Genomic DNA, 22,188 nt, shown 5'->3' on the forward strand with positions numbered 1-22,188 from the left:
CTGGAATTGACCATCCATCACTCATCCTTCTGGCGACCACTCTTCGGCGTGGCGGGCCAGGGGCCTCCCGATGACTCGCATCCGCTTGCCGGACTGCGGACGACCTTGGAGGAACAAGGCGCGATAGCCGCGTTCGTGGCCTCCGGGCGTCAGGACTCGGGCCCGGTCGCCTGGGCCGCCCTCTACGTCGCCGAAGACGACCATCCGATAAGAGAAGGCCTGCTGAGGGAGTCCCTCATCGCGAGCTCGACATGCCTGGCGCCACCATCCGTCGCAACCCTCGGAACGCACCTCGGAAGCGCCCACCGAATCCAGGCCATCCGCCTTGTGCCTCTGCAGGGACTCTCGCGCCCCGCCGCCATGGGCCAGGTGACCTGGACGTGGTTGCAGGAGGACACGTCGACCCGCGTCATCTTGATCGCGGAAGCTCCCTTTCCCCACCCATTCTCCGAGGTCGTCCGCCTCATGGACGAGCTCGCGGAAGGTCTTTCGTGGCATCTCACGAACGACCCTCCGTCAGACACCACCCCAGAGGAAGAAGAACCATGACCAGCAGCCCCCTCCCGCCCGCCATCACCTACCGACCGACGTGGCCGCACTTCTGGGCGAAGGCCAAAGGCCGACTCGTCCTGATACCCCTCGCCTTCCTGATCGGCTGGAATCGCATGGGAATGACCGTCGTCCCGTACCTTGTCGTCCTGTTGGTCATTCTGGCGGCCGGTCTGTGGATCTACCTCCGGACGACGAGCATCACCGTGTCCGACACCGCGGTGACCAGACGTGGGTGCGGACGCACGACGACCGTCGAACTCGACGGCTCACAACGCGGCATCCTCTGCACGCTCAACCTGGGTGTGCAGAGCCTCGCCTACCTAGCTGTCCGGGACGGCAAGGGCCGCCGACTCGTCCTCACCGAGGCCAACTGGCCCGGAGGACAACTGCTCGAGATCGCCCAGCACGCACGACTCACGATCATGCCGGCCGATCAGGTCTTCTCGGGCAAGAAGGCCGCCGCCATCGTGCCCGGGGTCGTCCCGCTGACGACCCGACGTCCGGTGCTCTGCGCCCTCGTGGCGCTCGCAGGTCTGATCGCCGTCGTCGTGCCGATCGCCATGGTGACGGCCGGCGCGGCCTGATCGCTCCGGGAGGACACCGCCGTGTGGACGAGACACCGCGGCATGCGGCGGCGTCACGTCCACTCGACGGTGCGGCGGGCTGACAAGCGGGCGCGCGGCGCGTCACGTGCGCGAAACAGGGGGCTGGCAGGATGTGCCGGTGACCCACGAACCCCTCGACGAGTCGCGCCCCGGCACCACCCCCGCCGCCCGCGCCGACGACGTCACCCGCACCTCCTCCCCCACCCCGACCGCGAGCATGTCCCGCGCCGCGAGCTCCGAGCGGAACGCCGTCGGCAGCGACGACGGGCCCGCCCTCGAGTCCTCCCCGGCAGGCCTGCCGGACGCCGCGACCCCGGACGCCGCAGCCCCCGCCCGTCACGGCATCGACGACCCGGCCCTGACCGGCTCGATCGAGACCGTCGACGTCAACAAACACACGCTCGCCGAGAACGTGATGGGCGTCGTGACCGGTGTCTTCCTCGCCTCGTTCGGGCTCTTCCTGCTCAAGACCAGCGGGGCCGTGTCGGGCGGCACGGCCGGTCTCGCCCTGCTGACGAGCTACGCCACGGGCTGGACCTTCGGCGTGCTGTTCGTCCTCGTCAACGTGCCGTTCTTCGCGCTCGCCGTGTGGAAGAAGGGCTGGCCCTTCACCCTGCGGACGATCCTGACCGTCGTCATGCTGTCCGCCTTCTCGTACCTGCACCCGCTGATGTTCGACATCGACGGGATCAACCCGATCTACGGCACCCTCGCCGGCAACCTGCTCGTCGGCGTCGGCCTGCTCATCCTGTTCCGGCACGGGGCCAGCCTCGGCGGGATCAACATCCTCGCCCTGGTGCTGCAGGAACGCGCCGGGCTGCGCGCCGGTTACGTCCAGATGGGCTTCGACGTGGTCATCGTGCTGACCTCGCTGACCGTCGTCTCACCGTGGATCGTGCTGCTCTCGGCCCTCGGCGCCGTCGTGTTGAACCTCGTGCTGGCGATGAACCACAAGGCCGGCCGGTACGTCGGACACACGTGATCACACCTTTCTGCCAGACTTCCGTGCACGACCGGTCTGTTTGAGGCATTCTCGTCTCGAAGCGGTCACTTTCTTCTTGCACGTCCCCGGACGTCACACCACCTAGGAGTCCCATGTCCAACAACACCGCCATGCCCCAGTCCGCCGGCACCGCCGCGGGCTACAACGTCCTCGCGATCGTCGGGTTCATCCTGGCCTTCGTCTTCAGCCTCGCCGGCCTCATCGTCAGCCTGATCGCCCTGTCGCAGATCAAGAAGACCGGCGAGCGCGGCCACGGCCTCGCCCTGGCCGGCGTGATCCTCAGCGCCGTCTTCCTCGTCGGCGGCATCATCATCGGCATCTCGGCGTTCAGCGCCGGCATGGCACAGGTCCAGACCTACTAGGTCGATCGACCCGGCGCACGAGCCGGGGAGCACAGGAGGCGCGGTGTCTGCAGAGCAGGCACCGCGCCTCCTTCGCGTCGCGGGCCCGTAGGCCCCACCACGCACGGGGCTCAGCCCAGCGCGAGGTTCAGCCCTGCGGGGGCTCAGCCCTGCGGGGGATCGCGGTCGTCGGGGGTCGCCGTTAGCGTGTGGGCATGCGACGGTGTCTCGGCGAGGTGGAGGGCACACGCGCTGTGCCGTCCTCTCCGGGGCTACCCCGGGGCACGCAGATCGACCACGGCACCGCTCCGCAGGCCGGTGACCGCGCTCCGCGCGGCTCGCGGCCCGCACCGATGCACGAGTCGCCGAGGCACCGCCGCAGCCACCCCACCGCACCCGCCGCGGACGCAGGCGGGTCACCCCCGACACGGACCCCGCACCCGCCCCGGCGGCACCCGACCGCGACCCGCGCGGCCGGCGGTCGGACGACCACCGGGTGACCGCCCACTCCCCCGCGTCCGCCGTGGGCGCCCGCAAGCCCGACCCGGGTCCCGATGCCGTCGCGACCGCCCTCGCCGACGCCCTGCTCACGGCCGAGTGGACCGTGGGCGCACTGGCCGCCGCCGCAGGCGAGGCCGTCGACGGACCGGCCAGGTTCTGGCGTCCGCTCGCCCGCGGCCTCGTCCGCGCCCTGCCCCGGGCACCGCACGACGACCCCCGCACGCTCGTCGCCCTCATCCGCCGCGATCCGGCCTTCACCGAGGCGGTGACCGAGGCCAGGAGGCGCGGCCGGCCCCTGCGCATCGTCCACCACGTGCCCGTGACGCAGGAGGCGCGCTCGGCCGACCCGCGCCTCCTGCGTCTGGGCACCGTGGCCGACGTCGCCCGACTGCTGCACCTGACCGTGGGCGAGCTCGACTGGTTCGCCGACCCCGGCCGGTGGAACCGCCGGATCGAGCGAGGTCCGCTGCAGCACCACCGGTACGAGTGGCGGGCACGGCCCGGACGCACGCCGCGGCTGCTCGAGGTGCCAGGGTTCCGCCTGCGCGACCTGCACCGCGTCGTGCTCGACGAGGTGCTGGCGGCGGTGCCGCTGCACGACGCGGCTCACGGCTTCGTCCCGGGGCGCAGCGCCGTCACCGGCGCGCGAAGGCACGTCGGCCGAGAGGTCGTCATCGCCCTCGACCTGACCTCGTTCTTCGCCCGGGTCACCGCCGGGCAGGTGTTCGGCGCGCTGCGCCGCGAGGGCCTGCCGGACGCCGTCGCCCACGTGCTCACCGGGCTCTGCACGACCTCCGTGCCGCCGGGCGTGCTGTCGCGCATGCCGCCGGGCGGCAGCCCCGAGCAGCGGTTCGCCCTGCGTCACGCACTCTCGGCCGCCCACCTCGCCCAGGGAGCCCCGACCTCGCCGACCCTCGCGAACGTCGCGGTCCGGAGGCTCGACTCGCGGCTCGCCGGCTACGCCCGGGCCGCGGGAGCGACCTACACGCGGTACGCCGACGACCTGGCGTTCAGCGGCGACGGCACGCTGGCGGGGCGGGCCGACGCGTTCGTGCGGGGCGTCGGACGCATCGTCGGCGACGAGGGACACCTGCTGAACCCGACGAAGACCCGGGTGCGTGGAGCGGCCACGCGACAGGTCGTCACCGGCGTGGTGGTCAACGCGGGCACGAACACGGTGCGCTCCGAGTACGACGGGCTGCGGGCCGTGCTGCACAACGCCGCCACCACCGGGCTCGAGGCACAGAACCGGGCCGGACACCCGGACTTCGCGGCCCAGCTCTGGGGGCGCATCGGCTGGGTCGAGCAGCTGAACCCCGGGCGCGGGGCCCGGCTGCGCGCCGCCTTCGCGCGCGTCCCCCGGTGACCGGCGCCGCGCCTCCTGACCCGCGCCGCGCCTCCGGACGACGAACGCACCGCATTCCGTGCACCGCACCGCGACGAGATCGGGTGTGGTGCACGGAACGCGGTGCGGAGGGTGCGGCGGGCTGCCGCCAGCCGCTGGCGACCAGCAGCCAGCGGCGGGCTGCCGCCGGCCGACTACCGCTTGAGGTTGGTGAGCTCCTGCAGCACCTCGTCCGAGGTGGTGATGATGCGGGCGTTGGCCTGGAAGCCGCGCTGGGCGACGATCAGGTTGGTGAACTCCTGCGACAGGTCGACGTTCGACATCTCGAGCGAGCCGCTGGACAGCGAGCCGATGCCGGGCGAGCCGGGGGCTCCGACGGTCGCGGCACCCGAGTTGGCGGTGGCGCGGTAGCCCGAGTTGCCCTCCTTCTCGAGGCCGCCGGGGTTCGTGAAGGTCGCGAGGACGACGCGGCCGAGGCCGACCGTCGAACCGTTGCTGAACTGGCCCATGAGCGTGCCGTCCTTCGACAGCGAGAAGCCCTGCAGCGTGCCGGCGGCACGGCCGTTCTGCTCGGTGATCGACGTCGTGTTGAGCGCCGCGAACCCGGTGATGCCCGACAGGTCGACGGTGACGCCGTTGAGTCGCAGCGACGCCGCGCCCGCCTGCTTGCCGTCGGCGAAGGCCAGCGAGGCCGTGGCGCCCCCGTTGCCGTCGGTCGCGGAGGCGTCCCAGCCGGCCGTCGTGCGGGTGAAGGTGAGCGTCAGGGTGCGCTCGAGGCCGTTGGCGTCGAACACCTTGGTGTCGCGGACGATCTTGTCGCCGACCGCCGACTCGCTCGGCAGGTTGCCGCCGACCGTGGCGCTCGAGGTCGCCGTCGCGGGGGCCGCCGCGTTCAGGGGCAGCGTGATGTCGCCGAGCGCGCCTCCGTCGTTGATGACGCCGTTCGTGGCCGAGTAGCCCTGCACGATCTTGCCGTCGGACGACACGAGACGGCCGTCGGCGTCGAAGTCGAAGGCGCCCGAGCGGGTGTAGACGGTGTCGTTGCCGAGGCGGGTGACGAAGAAGCCGTCGCCCGAGATCATCAGGTCGGTCGCCTTGCCCGTGGCCTGCGCCGACCCCTGGGCGAAGTTCGTCGAGATGCCGGCGACCTGCACGCCGAGGCCGATCTGGGCGGGGTTCGTGCCGCCGATGCCGGTCTGCGGGCCGCCGGCGCCCTGCGTGATCTGCGACAGCGTGTCCTGGAACTGGGTGGTCGACGACTTGAAGCCGGCGGTGTTGACGTTGGCGATGTTGTTGCCGGTGACGTCGAGCATCGTCTGGTGCGAGCGGAGGCCCGAGATGCCGGAGTAGAGGGAGCGGAGCATGGGTGCTGCCTTTCAGCTGGGGAGAGATCTGGAGGCGCGTCCTGCGCGGGTGGTGCCGGTCGCGTCCTGCTCCCGGTGTGGTTCGAGGGGTGGTGCGGGTCGTGCGGGTGGTGCTGGTGCTGCGGGGTGTGCGTCGGGGACGCGTGTCACGCCTTCGTGGTGGCGATGCCCGAGATGAGATCCAACGCGACCTCCTTCCCACCGACCGAGACCTTGGGGACGGCCTCGGCGAACGACACGCTCGTCGCGGTGCCCTTCACCTCGACGCCGTCGGGTCCCGTGTAGCTGACCTCGCGGCCGACCAGGTTCGACGCGGCGATGCGCATCTGCAGCGAGAAGTTCTCGTTGGCCGTCGTCGTCTGCGCGGTGACCTGCTCCATCATCGCCAGCTGGGTGGTCTGCGACATCATGGCGTTGGTGTCCATCGGGGTCGACGGGTCCTGGTTCTTCAGCTGGGTGACGAGCAGCTTCATGAACATCTCGCTGTCCATCGTGTTCGCCGTCGCACGGCTCGAGCCGCTCTTCGCGGCGTTGGCGGCGGCGATCTGGGTCGCGACGTCGACGGTTCCCGATATCTGGTCGATCGAGGGCATGGGGTCTCCGGTTCAGGCCAGGACGTCGAGGGACGTCGAGAGGGACGAGGAGGCGCGGGCACGGTCGACCGCGCCCGTCGCGTCGAGGGGGTCGGTTCCGTCGCGCGGCGCGCGGCCGGTGGCGCCGCGCGCCTCGGCGGCGTCACGGGCCTGTCGCCCGGCGCCTCCGTCGGCACCGGCCTGCGCCCCGGGCGAGCCGAGCTGACCTGAGCGGTCACCCCGGCCGTCGGACGGCTGGTCCTGGGACGAGAGGTCGACGCTGGTCTGGTGACCCGCGCCTCCCGCGGTCGTGGAGGCGGCCGTCGCGAGGTCGCGGCGCAGGTCGCCGAGGATCGCCCGCACGGCGTCACGGCCGGCGTCCGACGCGGCGAACATCTCGACGTGCGTGCCGTGCGCCGAGACGTGGGCCCGGACGGTGACCGGGCCGAGCGCCTCGGGGGCGACGGCGACCGTGACGACGTGCACCCCGGGGCCCGCCGCGGCGAGCGTGAACAGGGGCCGGGAGAGCTGCGAGGTCAACGGCGCCGGCGGGGTGGAGACCGGCGACGGGGTCGCGGACGAGGAGGCGGCGGTCGCGGCGACGGGGAACGTCGCGCCGACCGCGGGGGCGGCGAACACGATCGGGTCGGTGGTCGCGGGAGCCGGGACGGGTGCGGAGGTGGACGCCGCGGGCGTCGCCGTGGAGGCTGCAGCCGTCGCCGTGGAGGCCGCGGGGGCGGAGGCTCCGGCCGGGGAGGCCGCGGCGGGCGTCGCTGACGGCGCGGACGGTGCGCCGGTCGTCGCGCTCGACGGACCGGGCGTGCCGGGTAGCACGAGGGCGGCCGGCGCGAGGGCGCGGTCGACCGCTGCCGGGACGGGGGTGGGAGCGGGCGCCCGCATCGGCGATCCGTTCCGGGCCGAGTCGCCGACTGCGGCGACCGTGTCGGGACCGGCGGCCGACTCGGCGCGGACCGCACCACCCGGAGCGGACGGCGTCGGCTCGCCGGGTGCGACGGGCACACCCGCGCCGGCGGCCGCGGGGCTCGCCGCGGTGGCGGACGTGCCGGCGGGACCCGGGGCAGGAGCGGACGCGGGCTGCACGGTCGAGACGGCGGTCGCGGCGGGGGCTGCGGCGGGGGCGGCCGCGGCGGGAGCTGCGGCTGCCTGCACCGCCGGTGCCGCCGGTGCCGCCGGCACAGCCGGTACCGTCGGAGCGAGAGCGGCGGCGGAGGCAGCGGACGGATCGGGCGCCGATCCGTCGCGCGCGGGGTCGAGCGGCTCGGCCCCGGCGCCACCGGCGGCCGGCGACGCGACGCGCACCGGAGCGGTGAGGGCGGAGGGGCGCAGCAGAGCGGCGAGGGCGGCGGCGACCGTCTCGGCCGGGGCGGCCGACGTCGCGACCTCGACCGGTACGGAGCCCCCGGCCACCGACGCGTCGCTCGGCACGGCGGAGGTGCCGTCGGTCGTCGAAGCCTTCTCGGTCGTGGTGGTCGCGGTGTCGGACTCGTCGACCGGGGCGGTCGGTGCCGAGGTCGCCTCGGCGAGGGGCCAGCGCCATGGGACGACGGACGGGGCGTCGAGCGACGACGACCCGGCCACGGCCGAGGCGGACGCCGGAGCCGGGGTGGGGGCAGGAGGAGACGCGACAGGGTCGTTCCGGTCGGCACCTCGCGTCGAGGAGCCCTCGTCGCGCATGGCGGCACCGAAACCGGTGGCCGCGCGGTCGGCGTCACGGGCGGTGCCGGCCCCCGGGCCCCGCGACCCCGCGGAAGGGCGGAGCGACGACGCATCGGACAGGGAAGGAGGCGCGAACGGCAGGGTGCGGGACAGGGTCACGAGGCCACCCCCGCGCTCATCAGCTTCTGCAGGGCCGCGGTCATCAGGTCGGTCCCCGACGAGGACGCGCCCGACGCACCGGCGGCACCGGAGAGACCCGATAGGCCCGACAGGCCGGACAGGCCGGACAGGCTCGACAACGCGGACGAGGCGGACGACGCCGAGGCGGCACCCGTCGCGCCCTCGGCCGGGACGATGCGCCGGATCGTGCTGAGGTCGGAGTCCTTGTACCAGTTGTCGACGATCTGGACGTCCTTGCCCGGGCGGGGTGCGTGCAGCACCTTGCCGTCGCCGAGGTAGATCACGATGTGGCCCTCGCCCTTCGGCACGAGCAGGTCGCCGGGCTTCGCCTCGGCGAGCGAGGGCACCTCGGCGCCCATCTTCGCCTGGTCGGGCACGACCCGCGGCATGCTGACGCCGAGGTCCCCGAACACGGTCTGCACGAGGCCCGAGCAGTCCATGCCGGTCCGGTCCTCGCCGCCGAACACGTACGGCACGCCGAGGTACTTCTTCGCGGACTCGACCACGTCCGAGCCGTCGGCTCCGCTGCCGCTCGCGACCGACCCGGCCACGGCGTCCACGGAGGGGCTGCTCGCCGTCGCCCCCGTGCCGGACGTGCCGGCGAGCGCGTCGGCGAAGGCCGTGGCCGACGTCGCGGACGCGGCGGTGGCCGTCGCGGACGTCGCACCGGTGGTGCCGGCGCGCAGCTGGGCGATGGTCGCCTGGATGTCCTGGATGCGGGACAGGACCTCGGTCACGGGACTCACGCCGCGCCTCCTGGGTTCTCGGGGTCGGTGCCGGACGGCGAGCCGTCGGCGCGGGGGCGCGAGGCGATCTCGTCGAGGGCGATCTGCTCGTCGCGCAGGTCGGCGGCCGCCTCGGCCACCGCGTGCTTGTGCTCGAGCTTCTCGAGGCCGATCGCCGCGCGACGGGCCTCGTTGAAGGCGGCCTGGGCGGCGTCGGCGTCGGCCTGACGGCGCTGGGTGACGGCGTCGAGCTCGGCGAGCATGCCGCGCGACGAGGCCCGCGAGGCCGCCAGTGCGCTCAGCATGGCGGCGTCGGTGACCTCGGACGGCTCGTCGGCCAGGGTGCGCTTGGCGCGCACGCGCTCGTCGGCGGCCTCGCGCAGACGGTCGTTGGCCTCGGCGAGGACGGCACCGGCCTGGTCCTGCTGGGCGTGGCGCAGCCGCAGCAGGCCGAGCAGCGAGAACGGGCGCGCCATCAGATCGCTCCGAACCGCGAGGTGAGCGAGGCCAGGGCGTTCCACGAGTCGGCCGAGGCCGCCCGGTCGTCCATGCCCTGCTGCAGGAACGCGTCGATGGCGCCCTGGTGGTCGACCGCCGCGTCGACGAGCGGGTTCGTGCCGCGCTGGTACGCACCGACGTCGAGCAGGTCCTGCGCAGCCCGGCGCGCGGCCATGACCTTGCGCAGCGTCGTCGCGGCGGCGCGCTGCGGCGGGCTGGTCACCTTCGAGGCGACGCGCGAGACCGAGCCGAGCGCGTCGACCGACGGGAAGTGCCCGGTCACGGCCAGCTTGCGGTCGAGCACGACGTGCCCGTCGAGGATGCTGCGGGCCGCGTCGGCGATGGGCTCGTTGTGGTCGTCGCCGTCGACCAGCACCGTGTAGAGCCCGGTGACCGAGCCGATGCGGTCGGTCCCCGCTCGTTCGAGCAGGCCGGCCAGCACCGAGAACGTCGACGGCGGGTAGCCGCGGGTCGCGGGCGGTTCGCCGACCGACAGGCCGATCTCGCGCTGGGCCATCGCCACGCGCGTGAGCGAGTCCATCATCAGCACGACGTCGGCGCCCTGGTCGCGGAACGACTCGGCGATGCGGGTCGCGACGAAGGCGGCCCGGAGGCGCATCAGGGCGGGCTCGTCGCTGGTCGAGACGACGACGATCGAGCGGGCGAGGCCCTCGGGCCCGAGGTCGTCCTCGAGGAACTCCCGCACCTCGCGGCCGCGCTCGCCGACCAGGGCGATCACGCTGACCTGGGCGTCCGAGCCGCGGGCGATCATCGACAGCAGGGACGACTTGCCGACGCCCGAGCCGGCGAACAGGCCGACGCGCTGTCCCTTGCCGACCGTGGTCAGGGTGTCGAGCACGCGCACGCCGAGCTGCAGGGGCGTGTCGATGCGCGCGCGGTGCATGGCGGACGGGGTCTCGTGGTCGAGCGGCACGAGGTCGACGCGACCCCCGTCGGCACCGACGAGCGGCCCCTTGCCGTCGATCGGTCGGCCGAGGCCGTCGAGCACGCGCCCGAACAGGCCCGTGCCGGTCGGGACGAGCAGCGGACGTCCGGTCGACCGGACGGGCGTGCCGGTCGTGATGCCGGTCAGACGGCCGAGCGGCATGCAGCGCACGCCGTCGGGCGTGGTCGCGACGACCTCGGCGAGGTCCGAACCGGCGGCGGTGCCGCCGGACGTCGCGGTCGCGTCGCCGACGGCGACGATCTCGCCGACGGCCGCGTCGAGGCCCTGCACGGTGAGGCCGAGGCCCACGGCCGAGCTGACCCGGCCCACGCGCTGAGGACGGGCCGCGACGCGGGCGGCGGCGAGACGGGGCGCGAGGACGGCCGGCACGCGCGGACGCCCGCCGTCGACGACGGCACCCGTCGCGACGACGGCAGGAGGCGCGGTGAGGGTCACGAGGCGCCCCCGTCCGACGCCGGGTCGCCGAGCAACGCCGTCCGTGCCCGGTCGAGCGCGGTGCCGAGGCGGGCGTCGACCTGGCCGATGCGACGCTCGGCCTCGGCGTCGCCGCGGGCCAGGGTCGCGTCGGCGACGAAGGCCACCTCGGCGGCCACGGAGTCGCGGGTCGCCGCGTCGAGCTGGGCGAGGTCGGCGGGGTGGAGGCGGACCGTCACGACGTCGCCGGGGTCGGTCACGGCGAGGGCGCGGGCGACGGCCGCACGGGCGGTCCGTCCTTCGCGGGGGTCGACCGTGTCGGCGGCGCCCCGGGCGGTGGCGTCGGCCCCGTACGAGCCGCCGTCGACGGATTCGGAGGCGCGCAGTTCGTAGCCGAGGACCGCCTCAGCGAGCTCGAAGGCGGTCGCGACCAGCGCCTCCTCGGCGTCGTCCAGGACGGGCGCGACGCGGGCGTCGAGCGCGCGGGCCGACGAGGCGAGGGCCTCGACGGCCGAGACGGTGGCGGCCTGGAGGCGGTGCAGCAGGTCGGAGTGCTCGGCCTCGAGGACGGCCCGGCGGGCGGCGAGTTCGAGCTCGGCCGCGCGGAGGCCGGCGGCGTACCCGGCGGCGTGCCCCCGGGCCTCGGCCCGGGCGTCGTGCGCCTGTCGCGTGGTGGCGGCGTCGGACCCCGGCAGCGTGACGGACGGGTAGCTGACGCGCGCGAAGGCCGGGGCGGCGCCCTCGGGGGTCATCACGGAATCGAGCATCACAGGGCCGTTCGGCGTTGGGGGTGACGGCCGATCCGTGGCCTGGGGTGGGTGAGCGATCCGTGCTCACCGGCGACTCTCGACCTCGGCCGGGACGGCGTTAGCCCTTGCCCCGAAGGGGGGCCGGGCTACTCGACGAGGGCGTCGTCGTCCGAGCGGTGCATGGTGATCGCGCCCATCGCCTCGAGTTCGCGGATGGCGCGCACGACCGACGCCCGCGCCTCCTCGATCTGCGACTTGCGGACCGGACCCATCGACTGCAGCTCGTCGTCCAGCAGTTCGCGGTTGCGCTCGGAGACGTTGCCGCGGATGACCTCGGTGACGGCCGCCGGTGCGCCCTTCATCGCCGTGGCGAGGATCGCCGCGTCGATGCCGCGCAGCACCTGCTGGATGTCGCGCGACTCGAGCTTGACGATGTCCTCGAAGGTGAGCATGCGCGAGCGCACCTCCTCGGCCAGCTCGGGGTCGCGTTCGTCGAGGCCCTCGAGCAGCGCCTTCTCGGTCGCCACGTCGCTGCGGTTGAGGATCTCGATCAGCGGCTGGATGCCCCCGACGACCTCGACCTGGTCCCGCGGGGCGACGACGGCGCCGGCCCGCACCTTGAGGGTGGCCGCGACGATGCCGACCGACTCGGGGGTGGCCGTGCCCATCGTCGCGATGGCCTGGGCCACGTCGGCGCGCAGCTCGACGTCGAGGCCCGACATCACGGCGGAACCTTGCTGGGGCCTGAGGTGCGCGAGCACCAGGGCGATGGTCTGCGGCAGCTCGCCGTCGAGGAGCGCCACGACCTGACCGGCCTCGGCCTCGTCGAGGAACTCGAACGACTTGCCGGCCATGTTGGAGGCCATGCGCTCCATGACGCCGGCGGCACGCTCGGAACCGAACGACGCCTCGAGCAGACCGACGGCGACGTCGTGGCCGCCGCGGCGCTGGTAGCGGCCGCTGACGCTGAGGTCGTGGAACTCGGCCACGGTGGCCTCGGCGAGCGCGGGGTCGACGCGACGCAGGCGGACGATCTCGGCCGCGATCTCCTCGGCCTCGACCTCGCTGAACTCCTTCATGACCGCGGCCGCGCGGGCCTGGTCCATCTGCATCAGGATGACCGCGACCTTCTGGGCGCCGGTCAACGGCTTGCCGACCCCGGGGACCGCGGGGGCGCCGAAGGTGGTGGGGACGAGGCTCATGCGGGCTGCCGGTCGTCCATCAGGCCGCGGAGCAGTTCGGCGGTCTTGCCCGGGTCTCGCTCGGCCATCGCGTCGATCTCGGCCCGGCGGCGCTCGGCCGAGACGAACTCGGGCGACGGCGTCGGGGCGTCGACCTCGAGCAGCTCGGTCTTCGGCTCGCCCATGCCGGGCAGGGTCAGGCGCGAGGTGGCGACGGCGTCGTCGAGCGACAGCGGCATCGTGGCGTCCCAGGTCTGGGCGCCGTTCTGCGGGGAGAGCTCGCCGAGGTCGACGTCCTCGCGGTCCTGGCGGCGGCTGCGACGGGCGAAGACGATGAGCCCCACGATGGCGGCGATCGCGATGGCCGCGACGATGCCGACCGTGCGGATGGTGCCCCACATGGCCTCGCTCGCACTCGCCGCGTCGGCGGCCTTGAGCGCCTCGGCGGCGGCGTCCGCGGCCGAGGTGTCGAAGTCGACCTGCGCGACCTGGACGGTGTCGCCGCGGGCGGCGTCGATGCCGGCGGCGGCACCGACGAGGTCGCGGACGCTCTGCATGTTGACCCCGTTGGCCGCGGCCGAGTTCAGCGCGACCGACACCGTCTGGCGGCTGACCTCGCCGGCGGGGACGTTGAGGCTCTCGGTGACCTTGTCGACGGCGTTGTTCTTGGTGGTCGACTCGTTGGTGTAGCCCCCGTCGGCGCCGGTGCCCGCGGTGGTCGTGCCGTCGGCCGCCGTGCCGTTGGGCACCGCGATGTTGTCGGGGCCGAGCACGCCGGTCGCACCGGTGCCGTTCGCCCCGTTCGCCCCGGAGCCGTACTGCTCGGTGGTGCCCGACTCGTTCAGGGCGATCGGCCCCGAGGTCGGCTGCGAGAACGACTCGGTCACCTTGGTGCCCGAGCTCTGGTCGAGGTCGGCGGCCACCACGACGGACGAGTTGCCGGGGCCGACCATCTTGTCGAGCATGGCCTGGACCGAGGCCTGGACCTTGGACTCGTAGTCGCTCGCGTCGCCGTCCGCGCCTCCGACCGCTCCGCTGCCGACGGCCGAGAGCACCGTGCCCGAGGCGTCGGTGACGGCGACGTCGGTCGCCTTCATGCCGTCGACGGAGGCGCTGGTCAGGTTGACGATGGCCTGCACCTGCTTGGAGTCCAGCGTCGCACCGGCCTGGGTCTCGACGAACACCGAGGCGGTCGGGTCGCGCTGCTCGGCGACGAACACCGACTCCTCGGGGATCGCGAGCTGCACGCTGGCGTTCTTGACGCCGTCCATCGCCTTGATCGTGTTGGCGAGCTCGCCCTCGATCGCACGCTTGTAGGTGACGTTCTGCTGGAACTCGGACGAGGTGACGCCCATGGTGTCGAGCAGCGAGTAGCCGCCGCCCGAGCTCGCGGCGGGCAGCCCCGCGGCCGCGGCCTTGAGGCGCTCGTCGTAGACGACGTTCTCGGGCACGAGGATCGTGCCGCCGCCCGCGGTCAGCTCGTACGGCACGCCGTCGGTCTGCAGCAGTTCGACGATGGCGCTCGCGTCGGTCGGGTCGATGCCGCTGAACAGAGGCGTGTAGGTGGGCTTGCCCAGCCAGCTGACGAGCGCGACGACGCCGAGCACGAGGGCGGCGACCAGGATGACGGCGATCGTGCGCTGCGCGACCGTGAAGCTCTGGAGGGCGGCACCGAGCTTGGCGAGCTGGCCCTTGACGGCGTTCGGCATCAGGCCTGCATCCTCATGATCTCGTTGAAGGCGTCGACGCCCTTGTTGCGGACGGCGCTGACCAGCTCGAGCGTGACCTGGGCACGCGTCGCCGCGATGGTCGCGTCGTGGATGTCGGTCAGGTCACCGGTGACGGCCTTGACCGCGAGGGTCTTCGCCTCGGACTGCAGCTGCTGCAGCCCCTCGACGGCTCCGGTCATGGTCGCGCCGAAGGTCGCGCCCGAGGCCGAGGAGGCGCCGGTCGCGCCGGCCACGCCCGTCACGTCGGACGCACCGCCGGCCCCCATGAGCGAGCCCACGTCGGCGAAGCCGGTCTGTTGCACGGCCCCGAGGGCCTGGATTCCTGCGATGGGCATCAGCCACGTCCGATCTGGAGTGCGGCCTCGTAGGCCGTCTTGGCACGGTCGACCACGGCGGCGTTGGCCTGGTAGCCACGCTGCGCCATGATCAGGTCGCCCATCTGGGCGCCGAGGTCGATGTCGGGCATGCGCACGTACCCCTCGGCGTCGGCCAGCGGGTGGTCGGGGAGGTACGTGACGCGGCCGGCCTCGCTGCCGTAGCGGTCGGCCTTGACGAAGACGCCGGACGTGCCGGCGCCCTCCTGCACCTCGACGTAGCGGGCCTGGAAGGCGGTGTCGTCCATCGACTTCACGGTGTTGACGTTGGCGATGTTGTCCGACACGGCGTCGAGCCACTTGCGGTGCACGGTCAGGCCGGTGCTCGCGATGCCGATCGCGTCGAAGGCGGTCATCAGTTCGTCCGGAACGCGGCGCGGACGGCCGTCAGCTCGGAGTTCATGGCCTGCGTGGCGAACTGGTACCGCAGCACGGTGTCGACGTTCGACAGGGTCTCGGTGTCGAGGTTCACGTTGTTGCCGTCGAGACGCGTCGGCTCGAGGCTGCGCGACGTGGACGCCTGGACCGCACCGCTGCCGGACGCGACCGACCGGCCCAGCGCCTCCTCGAACTGCACCCGCTTGGCGGTGTAGTTCGGGGTGTTGACGTTCGCGATGTTCGCGGCGATCGTCTTCTGACGCAGCGAGAGACCGTCGAGGGCGCTCTGCAGCGCCGCTTGCGTCACGGATTCGAGTGGCATGCCTGTCCCGGTGGGGTCGATGGAGTGCGAGGGGCCGATCCGTGGCCGGTGTACGAGCGATCCGTGCTCACGGCGCTCTATCGGCGGGGCGCGGGGCGACGTAAGCGGTGCGCAGGCGGCTGCCCCGTACTGGGGGCGGGCGGCCCCTGCTGCTAGCGTCGCGCCCAAGACCGGGGGGACGGAGGCGCGCGCATGGACGAGGACGGTCGACGGCTGTGGGGCCTCGGGGACGAGCACGCCCCCGACCCGGACGAGGAGATCGTCGTGGACGACGACGAGGCGGCCGCGGAGGCCGCTCTGCGTCGCCGGTCGGTCGGTGCCGCGGTCGGACTCGTGTTCCTCGGCCTCGTGGTCGCGGTGGTCGCGGTCGGGGTCGTGCTGCCCCTGCTCTTGTGGCCGGTCGGTCTGTGGATCGGCCTCCAGCGGCAGCCCGCCGAGATCGCGTCGCTCTGGTGGTTCGTGGACTGACGCTCCCCTCGGTGTCGTCCGCCGGGGCTCTGTGGCACGATGAACGAGCAGCGCTCGGGGCAGTGGGCGGACAACAGAGCATCCAGGGGGATGACGATGACGTCGTGGAGCATCTCGGTCGACGGGGTACGGGCGGTTCTCGCCTCGGTCGCGACCGACGGGGAAGCCCTGACCGCGGCGGGGTCGGCGTTCGACGTCGCCTCGGCGTCGGCCGTGGCCACCGTGTCCGCACCGACCGTCTCGGCGGCGCTGCGATCCGCCGTGGACGAGCGCGAGGACGTCGCCGACCGCATGGCCGCGACCGTCCGCCGGGCGATCGGTGGGGCGAGCGACGCCACGACCGCCTACCTCGACGGCGACGAGGAGATGGCGGCGAACGCGACCACCCGCGCCTCCTCCGTCGACGCGTGGAACCGGAGCGCGCCTCCTGCAGGCGTCGATCACGGTGTCTGGAGGGTCCGATGAGCTACATCACGACGGCCGACGTCGAACCGATGGCCGACGACCCCGCCGCCGTCGAATCGGCGGCGACGTCCCTGCGGGCGACCGCCGAGCCGCTGCGGTCGGCGGGCGCGGACGTCGAGGCGCACTGGCAGGGTCTCGGTGGCGTCTACGAGGCGCCCGAACAGGGCGTGCTGTTCGGGGCGGTCGCTCCGGTGCGCGTCGCGGGCGACGACCTGGCGACGTCCATCGAGCAGATCGCCGACGCCCTCACCGCCTACGCCGAGGCGCTCGCCCCGCTCGAGGTCCTGCGCGACCGGCTGTACACCGACGTCGGAGAGTTCGGCATCGAGGTCGCGACCTGGCACGGCGAGGACGGCAACGGGTCCGAGTCGTGGACGTCGAACCCCGAGTTCGTGGCCCGCGACCAGTCCCTGCGCCGGGCGGCGTCCGGCATCACGTCGGCCATCCTCGACGCCGAACGCGACTGCGCCGGCGCGATCGGGGCCGTGTCCGGAGGCACGGGCAGCGGGCTGGGCGCGGTGGACGACGCCCAGGCGGCAGCGATCGCTCGCCCGGGCGCCTGGCAGACGGTGGTGACCACGTTCGACGCGAAGGTCGACGCCGCGGCGATGACGACGCTCGAGCGGCTCGCGGCCATGGACCGCGACGAGCTCGACGCCTGGGTCGCCGACAACGAGGAGCGCATGCACCAGCTCATCGACGCACCGCCGTCGGCCGAGGCCACCGAGGCCTGGTGGAACGGCGTCGACCCCGCCACGCAGGCGCTGATGGTGTCCAGCGCCTCCCTCCTGGTCGGCAACCTGGACGGGGTGCCGTGGAACCGCCGCATCGAGGCGAACCACAACGGCCTGCGGTCCGAGAGCGAGCGCCTGCGACGGCTCATCGCCGCGGCCGACGGGGACGACGACGCCGACGCCGACGAGGTCCGGCGATGGGAGAAACAGCTTGAGAGCTACGAGAACCTCCTCGACGACGAGGTGACCTACCGTGCCGGCGACGACGTGCAGACACAGAAAGGTCATCACGTGATCGTGTTCGATCCCTCACGGGAGGCGATCGCCGAGTACGTCGGATACCTGGACGCCGACGGACGCATACCCGCGAGCACCGTCGACGTGGGGACGTTCGTCCCGGGAACGAACAGCAAGCTCGAGAGCTTCTCCGAGAACACGCGCATCGCCCAGAACCTCGCCGACAAGGCCAACCCACGGGGGTCCTTGGGGATGTTCGTGTGGCAGGGCGGACACTTCCCGCAGGACCTCGAAGCGGTGGACGCGGCCCCGAGCCAGGACCTGGCACCGCGGCTGGCTGCTGCGGTCGACGCCCTCCCCACGGTCGAGACCACGAGCACCACGGTGGTCGGGTACAGCTACGGCAGCGCCGTGGTGGGTCTGGCGGAGTCGGCAGGCATGTCCGCCGACCGGGTCATGTACGTGTCGGGAGCGGGCCTCGGCCACGGCATCGAGGGCATCGACGAGTTCCCGGAGACGAAGGACGTCCCCCACTACGCGACCCTGGCGCCCGGCGACTACACCGTCGGACTGATCCAGGGGGTGCAAGGAGATCTGCTCGGCGGTCAGCAGGGCCACGGGACCAGCCCTCTGGGCGCCGCGGGTGTCACACGCCTGGAGACGGGCTACGTCGACGAGGCTCGTGGCCAGGACAGCGGAGCACTGACGGGCCATCAGGTCTGGACGGGCAAGGGGACGTCGAGCATGTACCAACAGGTCTTCAACGTCCTGACCGACGGCCCACTCGTCGCCTATGCCGATGACGGGCGATGGCACAACATGTACCTGACGGATCGCAACCTGCCCATCATGGCGGACGACTACGAGCCCCGCCCCGTCCGATGACGAGGACCGACATGCCCACCAGGACGACAGCAGCTGTGGCCATCGCATTGTGCGCGGCGGCGTTGGTGGGGTGCTCCGCGACCGCGGACACCCCGAACGGTGACACCGAGGAGAGCACCATGACCATCGAAGAGACCGGCACGGTCGCCACGGAACTGATCGACGGCCTCCAGGCCCAGGTCGACCCGACGCTCGTGGCGAGCGTCGAGGCCCAGGAGGACGGCGCGGCGGCGATCGGCGGATCGGCGGACGACGCCGACGGCAGCATCCAGGAGTGGCGGGTGCTGCGGTACGTGAACCTCGTGCCGGACGCACCCCAGCTCGACGTCGCCGAGTCCGTGATCGATGCCCGCGTCGCGGACGGCTGGACGGTGGGTCTCGACCGTGAGACGTCGAACGCGGGAGGCCGCTGGGTCACGTTGACCTCGAGCGAGGACCGCTACGACGGCTTCGAGCTGACCGTGCAGGCCGGGGACAACGGGGCGTCGCCCGGGCAGAACTACGTCCTGCTCGGCGTCGTCGGGCCGACGGTCGAGACCGCACCGTGAGTCGTGACTGACGAGAGGTCGTGGGTCTCCGCGTCGCTCGCGATCGCCCTGGTCACCGCCCTGGCAGCGTGCAGCACGACCCGGCCGACGACGGACGCGACGTCGACGCCCGTGCCGACCATGTCCGTCGGAGAGACCGGCCGACGTGCCGACGACCTCGTCGACCGGGTGGTCGCGCTCGTCGACCCGGCCGTCGTCGAGAGCGTCGAGGTGTTCGAGGACGGCGACGCCGGTGTGGCCGGCACGCCGAACGACCCGGACAGCAGCATTCGACAATGGACCGTCGCGCATTCCGTCGTGCTCGTCCCGGGTGCCTCACGGGACGCGACGACGGCAGCGCTGGTCGACGCTCTCGTCGCCGACGGCTTCACCGTCTTCGAGGACGACACCACGCCGAGCGGCTCACGGCGGATCGTGACCGGACCCGGTGAGGGTGCGGACGAGCCATACACCGTGACCCTCCAGGGCGGACCCGACAGTTCCCTCAGCCGCCTCATCGACGTGCAGGTGAACGGTCCTGTCGTCGAGACCGCACCGGCGGACTGAGCCCGGGTCAGGGGCGCGAGTAGCGGTGCTCGGGGCGGCCGGTGGTGCCGTAGCTGAGCTTCATCGTGACGAGACCGTCGGCGGCGAGCGCCGCGAGGTACCGCTGCGCCGTGGCCCGCGAGACCCCGACCCGGGCGGCGACGTCGGCCGCCGACAGTTCGAGCGGTCCGACCCCGGCCCCGGCCCCGGCTCCGGCGTCCGCGTCCGCGTCCGCGTCCGCGGCGGCCGCATCCGCCTCGGCGCCGAACTGCTCGAGCACCGCCTGCTCGGTGGCCGACCGCGACGGCGAGGCCGCCTTCGCCGCGTCGCCGGAATGGAGGATGCGCAGGGCCCGTTCGAGCGCCTCCTGGTCGACGGCCGTCCGCTCGTCGAGCACGTTGCGGTACCGCTGGTAGGCGCGCAGCCGGTCGACCAGCGTGCCCGACGCGAACGGTTTGATCAGGTAGCCCAGCGCCCCGCGCCGCAGGGCACGCCGCACGGTCGTGGCGTCCGACGCGGCGCTGAGCACGAACGCGTCGACGTCGACCTCGCGCAGCAGGTCGAGCCCGCTGCCGTCGGGCAGGTGGACGTCGAGCAGCAACAGGTCGACGTGCCGTTCGGCGAGGACGCGGCGCACCTCGGCGACCGTGCCGACGGCCGGCAGCGCCCGCAGGCCGGGCAGCTGCTCGACCTGACGGCGGTGCAGGTCGGCGACGTAGAAGTCGTCGTCGACCACGAGCACGGTGAGTTCGGTCGTCACGGGGTGGTCCTCTCGGGGGTGTCGGGGGCGGGCGGTCCGGGGGCGGGGGTGCTGCCGGCGGACGTGCCGACGCCGGGCGATCGCGGGTCGTCGCCGCCATGGGACGAGGAGGCGCGGGCCGGCCCGGACGCGCCCGTCACCACCGCCTCGCTCGTCGCCGCCGCCTCGCGCGAGACCGCGCCCACGAGCCTCGCGCAGAACACGGCGCCGTGCCCGTCACCGCCCGGCGAGCCGAGCCAGACGTCGCCGCCGCGGCGTCGGGCGATGTCCCGGGAGAGCGGCAGCCCGAACCCCAGGCCGTGCACGCGTGCGGGGTCGGGCTCGTCGTCGGCACCGTGCGGCCCACGGTCGAACAGCTGGTCCACGTCGGCGACGCCGTCGCCCGAGTCCATCACCGACAGGTGCAGGTCGGTGTCGTCGTCGAGCACCTCGACCTCGATCCAGGCGGGCGTGACCCGTCCGGCGACGGCCGCCCGGACCGCGTTGTCGACCAGGTTGCCGAGGACGGTCGTCACGTCGCCGGGCTCGACGACCGACCCCGTCACGAGCGTCTCGGGCCCGAGCTTCAGCAGGACGCCCCGCTCGGCCGCCTCGACGCCCTTCGCCCCGAGGAACGCCTGCAGGTACGGCTCGGTCAACCGGTCGGCGTGGGCCACCGGGTAGCGCAACGGCCCGTGGTCGAGGACGTCGGCGAGGTAGGCGCGGGCCTGCTCGGCACGACCGAGCTCGAGCATCCCCGACAGGGCGTGCAGCCGGTTGGCGAACTCGTGTCGCTGCGCGCGGAGGGCCGTGGTCATCGCGCCGACGGCGTCGAGCCGGCGGGTCAGGGCCTCGACGGCCGTGCGGTCGCGCACCACCGCGACCCGGCCGAGGTCGACCCCGTCGCGCGACACCGGACGCACGTCGACGAGCAGCACGTGGTGGCCGACCACGAGCGTGGTGTCGGCCGGGGTGCCCGCCGAGGTGCCGGCCGACGCCTGGTCGACGGTGTCGCGCGGCCCGCGCGGCCCGCTCGGCCCGAGCAGCGCGACGAGCCCGTCGGGCAGGCCGAGCCCGGCGAGCGGCCTCCCCACGGCGGTCGCCGCGTCGACCCCCAGCAGTCGCGCGGCCTGGTCGTTGCACACCGTCACGACGCCGTCGCCGGACACCGCGAGCACCCCCTCGCCGACCCCGCCGAGCACGGCCTGCTGGTTCTGGACGAGGCTCGACAGCTCCTCGGGCTGCAGCCCGAGGGTGGCGCGGTCGAGCCGCCGACGGATCAGCACCGACGCGACGACGCCGAGCGCGAGGGCGAGCACGGCCACCCCGACGACGGGCAGGGCGTCCTGCACGAGGGTGTCGTAGACCCGGGTCGGCGCGTACCCGACGCTGACCTCGCCGACGACGTCCGCCGCCGAGCCGGAGGCCACCGACGCCGCGCCGACCGAGACGCCCGGAGCGTAGATCGGCACCTTCGCGCGGGCCGAGTCGCCGAGCGTGCCGCGCTCCCAGGCGACGACCTCCTCCCCTCGCAGGGCGGCGTCGGGGCTGGTGCTGACGCGCTCGCCGATGCGGGAGGGGTCCGGGTGCGCCAGCCGCACCCCGCGATCGTCGGTCACGACGACGAAGAGCGCCCCGGTGCGCTGCTGGGCCGCGACCGCGGTGCGCTGCAGGGCTCCCCGGGCCAGCGCCTCCTGGTCGATCTCGGTGCCGTCGACGCTCAGCAGGGCGACCTGCTCCCGGACGTCGGTGTCGCTCGCGACGCTCTGCGCCACGGCGAGCGCGGTCGACTCGGCCTCGCGCGCCAGGCGCTGGACGGCGATGGTCGCGAAGACGGCACTGGTCAGCAGCACGATGGCGGTGACGACGGCGAGCTGGAGCAACAGCACCTCGGTGGCGAAACGCCGCTTCCGGAGGCGCGGCGCCGCCCCCTGCCCCGACCCGCCTCGCGCACCCGCCCGACGGCTCGCCGGCGTGCGGCGTCCCCGTGGTGAGCTGTCGTCGGTCACGCCCGCCAGGGTACCCGGCGCGGCCGACGCGACCCGCGCCTCCTCGCGGCCCCGCCCAGCCCTCGCGCACGCGCCGCACCGCGTCCCGTGCATCGCACCT

The 22,188-nt window shown here is 73.5% G+C and carries 23 protein-coding genes; 9 read left to right on the forward strand and 14 right to left on the reverse strand.

Going from position 1 to position 22,188, the window contains the following annotated elements; all coding sequences use genetic code 11:
* Positions 1–545 precede the first annotated feature (545 nt).
* From HQQ78_RS12055 to HQQ78_RS16435, 4 genes are all read left to right on the forward strand, one after another.
* Positions 546–1,136 (forward strand): hypothetical protein, encoded by a 591-nt coding sequence (locus HQQ78_RS12055; protein ID WP_173153514.1) that lies wholly within the window; start codon positions 546–548, stop codon positions 1,134–1,136.
* A gap of 238 nt (positions 1,137–1,374) precedes the next feature.
* A complete protein-coding gene (locus HQQ78_RS12060; protein ID WP_173154875.1) occupies positions 1,375–2,139 on the forward strand; it encodes a YitT family protein in 765 nt (254 codons plus the stop codon).
* Between the two features lie 113 nt (positions 2,140–2,252).
* Entirely contained in the window at positions 2,253–2,522 is a 270-nt protein-coding gene (locus HQQ78_RS12065) for a DUF4190 domain-containing protein (RefSeq protein WP_054146307.1), read from the forward strand.
* Between the two features lie 475 nt (positions 2,523–2,997).
* Positions 2,998–4,368, forward strand: a complete 1,371-nt coding sequence (locus HQQ78_RS16435; protein WP_216844331.1) for a reverse transcriptase family protein — start codon at positions 2,998–3,000, stop codon at positions 4,366–4,368.
* Positions 4,369–4,541: 173 nt separating this feature from the next.
* On the opposite strand, the gene HQQ78_RS12075 is transcribed toward HQQ78_RS16435, so the two are convergent.
* The 12 genes from HQQ78_RS12075 to HQQ78_RS12130 form a co-directional block, all read right to left on the reverse strand.
* A complete protein-coding gene (locus HQQ78_RS12075; protein WP_056043669.1) occupies positions 4,542–5,711 on the reverse strand; it encodes a flagellar hook protein FlgE in 1,170 nt (389 codons plus the stop codon).
* Positions 5,712–5,857: 146 nt separating this feature from the next.
* On the reverse strand, positions 5,858–6,304 hold the full coding sequence (locus tag HQQ78_RS12080) for a flagellar hook assembly protein FlgD (protein WP_052505459.1): 447 nt from the start codon (positions 6,302–6,304) through the stop codon (positions 5,858–5,860).
* Positions 6,305–6,316: 12 nt separating this feature from the next.
* Positions 6,317–8,119: a flagellar hook-length control protein FliK gene (locus tag HQQ78_RS12085; RefSeq protein ID WP_173153517.1), complete on the reverse strand. Its 1,803-nt coding sequence runs from the start codon at positions 8,117–8,119 to the stop codon at positions 6,317–6,319.
* Complete coding sequence (locus HQQ78_RS12090) at positions 8,116–8,886, reverse strand: C40 family peptidase (protein WP_371740454.1); 771 nt, start codon at positions 8,884–8,886, stop codon at positions 8,116–8,118. The genes HQQ78_RS12085 and HQQ78_RS12090 overlap by 4 nt, the downstream gene beginning before the upstream one ends.
* Positions 8,883–9,341: a hypothetical protein gene (locus HQQ78_RS12095; RefSeq protein WP_192122984.1), complete on the reverse strand. Its 459-nt coding sequence runs from the start codon at positions 9,339–9,341 to the stop codon at positions 8,883–8,885. Before HQQ78_RS12095 ends, HQQ78_RS12090 begins: the two co-directional genes overlap by 4 nt.
* Positions 9,341–10,699: a FliI/YscN family ATPase gene (locus HQQ78_RS12100; RefSeq protein WP_173154884.1), complete on the reverse strand. Its 1,359-nt coding sequence runs from the start codon at positions 10,697–10,699 to the stop codon at positions 9,341–9,343. Before HQQ78_RS12100 ends, HQQ78_RS12095 begins: the two co-directional genes overlap by 1 nt.
* Positions 10,700–10,761: 62 nt before the next feature.
* Positions 10,762–11,499, reverse strand: a complete 738-nt coding sequence (locus HQQ78_RS12105; RefSeq protein WP_173153520.1) for a FliH/SctL family protein — start codon at positions 11,497–11,499, stop codon at positions 10,762–10,764.
* A gap of 140 nt (positions 11,500–11,639) precedes the next feature.
* Positions 11,640–12,695 (reverse strand): flagellar motor switch protein FliG, encoded by a 1,056-nt coding sequence (fliG, locus tag HQQ78_RS12110; protein ID WP_173153523.1) that lies wholly within the window; start codon positions 12,693–12,695, stop codon positions 11,640–11,642.
* Positions 12,692–14,383, reverse strand: coding sequence for a flagellar basal-body MS-ring/collar protein FliF (gene fliF / locus HQQ78_RS12115; RefSeq protein WP_123571315.1), 1,692 nt, complete (start codon positions 14,381–14,383; stop codon positions 12,692–12,694). Before fliF ends, fliG begins: the two co-directional genes overlap by 4 nt.
* On the reverse strand, positions 14,383–14,739 hold the full coding sequence (fliE, locus tag HQQ78_RS12120; RefSeq protein ID WP_123571316.1) for a flagellar hook-basal body complex protein FliE: 357 nt from the start codon (positions 14,737–14,739) through the stop codon (positions 14,383–14,385). Before fliE ends, fliF begins: the two co-directional genes overlap by 1 nt.
* Entirely contained in the window at positions 14,739–15,134 is a 396-nt protein-coding gene (locus HQQ78_RS12125; RefSeq protein ID WP_043596823.1) for a flagellar basal body rod protein FlgC, read from the reverse strand. Before HQQ78_RS12125 ends, fliE begins: the two co-directional genes overlap by 1 nt.
* Entirely contained in the window at positions 15,134–15,478 is a 345-nt protein-coding gene (locus tag HQQ78_RS12130; RefSeq protein WP_043596821.1) for a flagellar basal body protein, read from the reverse strand. Before HQQ78_RS12130 ends, HQQ78_RS12125 begins: the two co-directional genes overlap by 1 nt.
* A 192-nt stretch (positions 15,479–15,670) precedes the next feature.
* Here HQQ78_RS12130 and HQQ78_RS12135 point away from each other — a divergent pair, with 192 nt between their 5' ends.
* The 5 genes from HQQ78_RS12135 (at position 15,671) to HQQ78_RS12155 (ending at position 19,361) form a co-directional block, all read left to right on the forward strand.
* Entirely contained in the window at positions 15,671–15,946 is a 276-nt protein-coding gene (locus HQQ78_RS12135; protein WP_173153526.1) for a hypothetical protein, read from the forward strand.
* Positions 15,947–16,036: 90 nt separating this feature from the next.
* The gene (locus HQQ78_RS12140) at positions 16,037–16,411 is read left to right on the forward strand and encodes a DUF6507 family protein (RefSeq protein ID WP_173153529.1); all 375 of its coding nucleotides are present in this window, start codon (positions 16,037–16,039) and stop codon (positions 16,409–16,411) included.
* Positions 16,408–18,267 (forward strand): alpha/beta hydrolase, encoded by a 1,860-nt coding sequence (locus HQQ78_RS12145; RefSeq protein WP_173153532.1) that lies wholly within the window; start codon positions 16,408–16,410, stop codon positions 18,265–18,267. The genes HQQ78_RS12140 and HQQ78_RS12145 overlap by 4 nt, the downstream gene beginning before the upstream one ends.
* Before the next feature lie 119 nt (positions 18,268–18,386).
* Complete coding sequence (locus HQQ78_RS12150) at positions 18,387–18,815, forward strand: hypothetical protein (protein ID WP_173153535.1); 429 nt, start codon at positions 18,387–18,389, stop codon at positions 18,813–18,815.
* A 3-nt stretch (positions 18,816–18,818) separates the two neighbouring features.
* Positions 18,819–19,361: a hypothetical protein gene (locus HQQ78_RS12155; RefSeq protein WP_173153538.1), complete on the forward strand. Its 543-nt coding sequence runs from the start codon at positions 18,819–18,821 to the stop codon at positions 19,359–19,361.
* Positions 19,362–19,368: 7 nt separating this feature from the next.
* On the opposite strand, the gene HQQ78_RS12160 is transcribed toward HQQ78_RS12155, so the two are convergent.
* Positions 19,369–20,100, reverse strand: coding sequence for a response regulator (locus HQQ78_RS12160; RefSeq protein WP_173153541.1), 732 nt, complete (start codon positions 20,098–20,100; stop codon positions 19,369–19,371).
* Entirely contained in the window at positions 20,097–22,088 is a 1,992-nt protein-coding gene (locus HQQ78_RS12165; RefSeq protein ID WP_371740453.1) for an ATP-binding protein, read from the reverse strand. Before HQQ78_RS12165 ends, HQQ78_RS12160 begins: the two co-directional genes overlap by 4 nt.
* Positions 22,089–22,188: the final 100 nt, after the last annotated feature.

Origin of the sequence: Frigoribacterium sp. VKM Ac-2859 (assembly GCF_013204925.1) — a bacterium.
GTDB lineage: Bacteria > Actinomycetota > Actinomycetes > Actinomycetales > Microbacteriaceae > Frigoribacterium.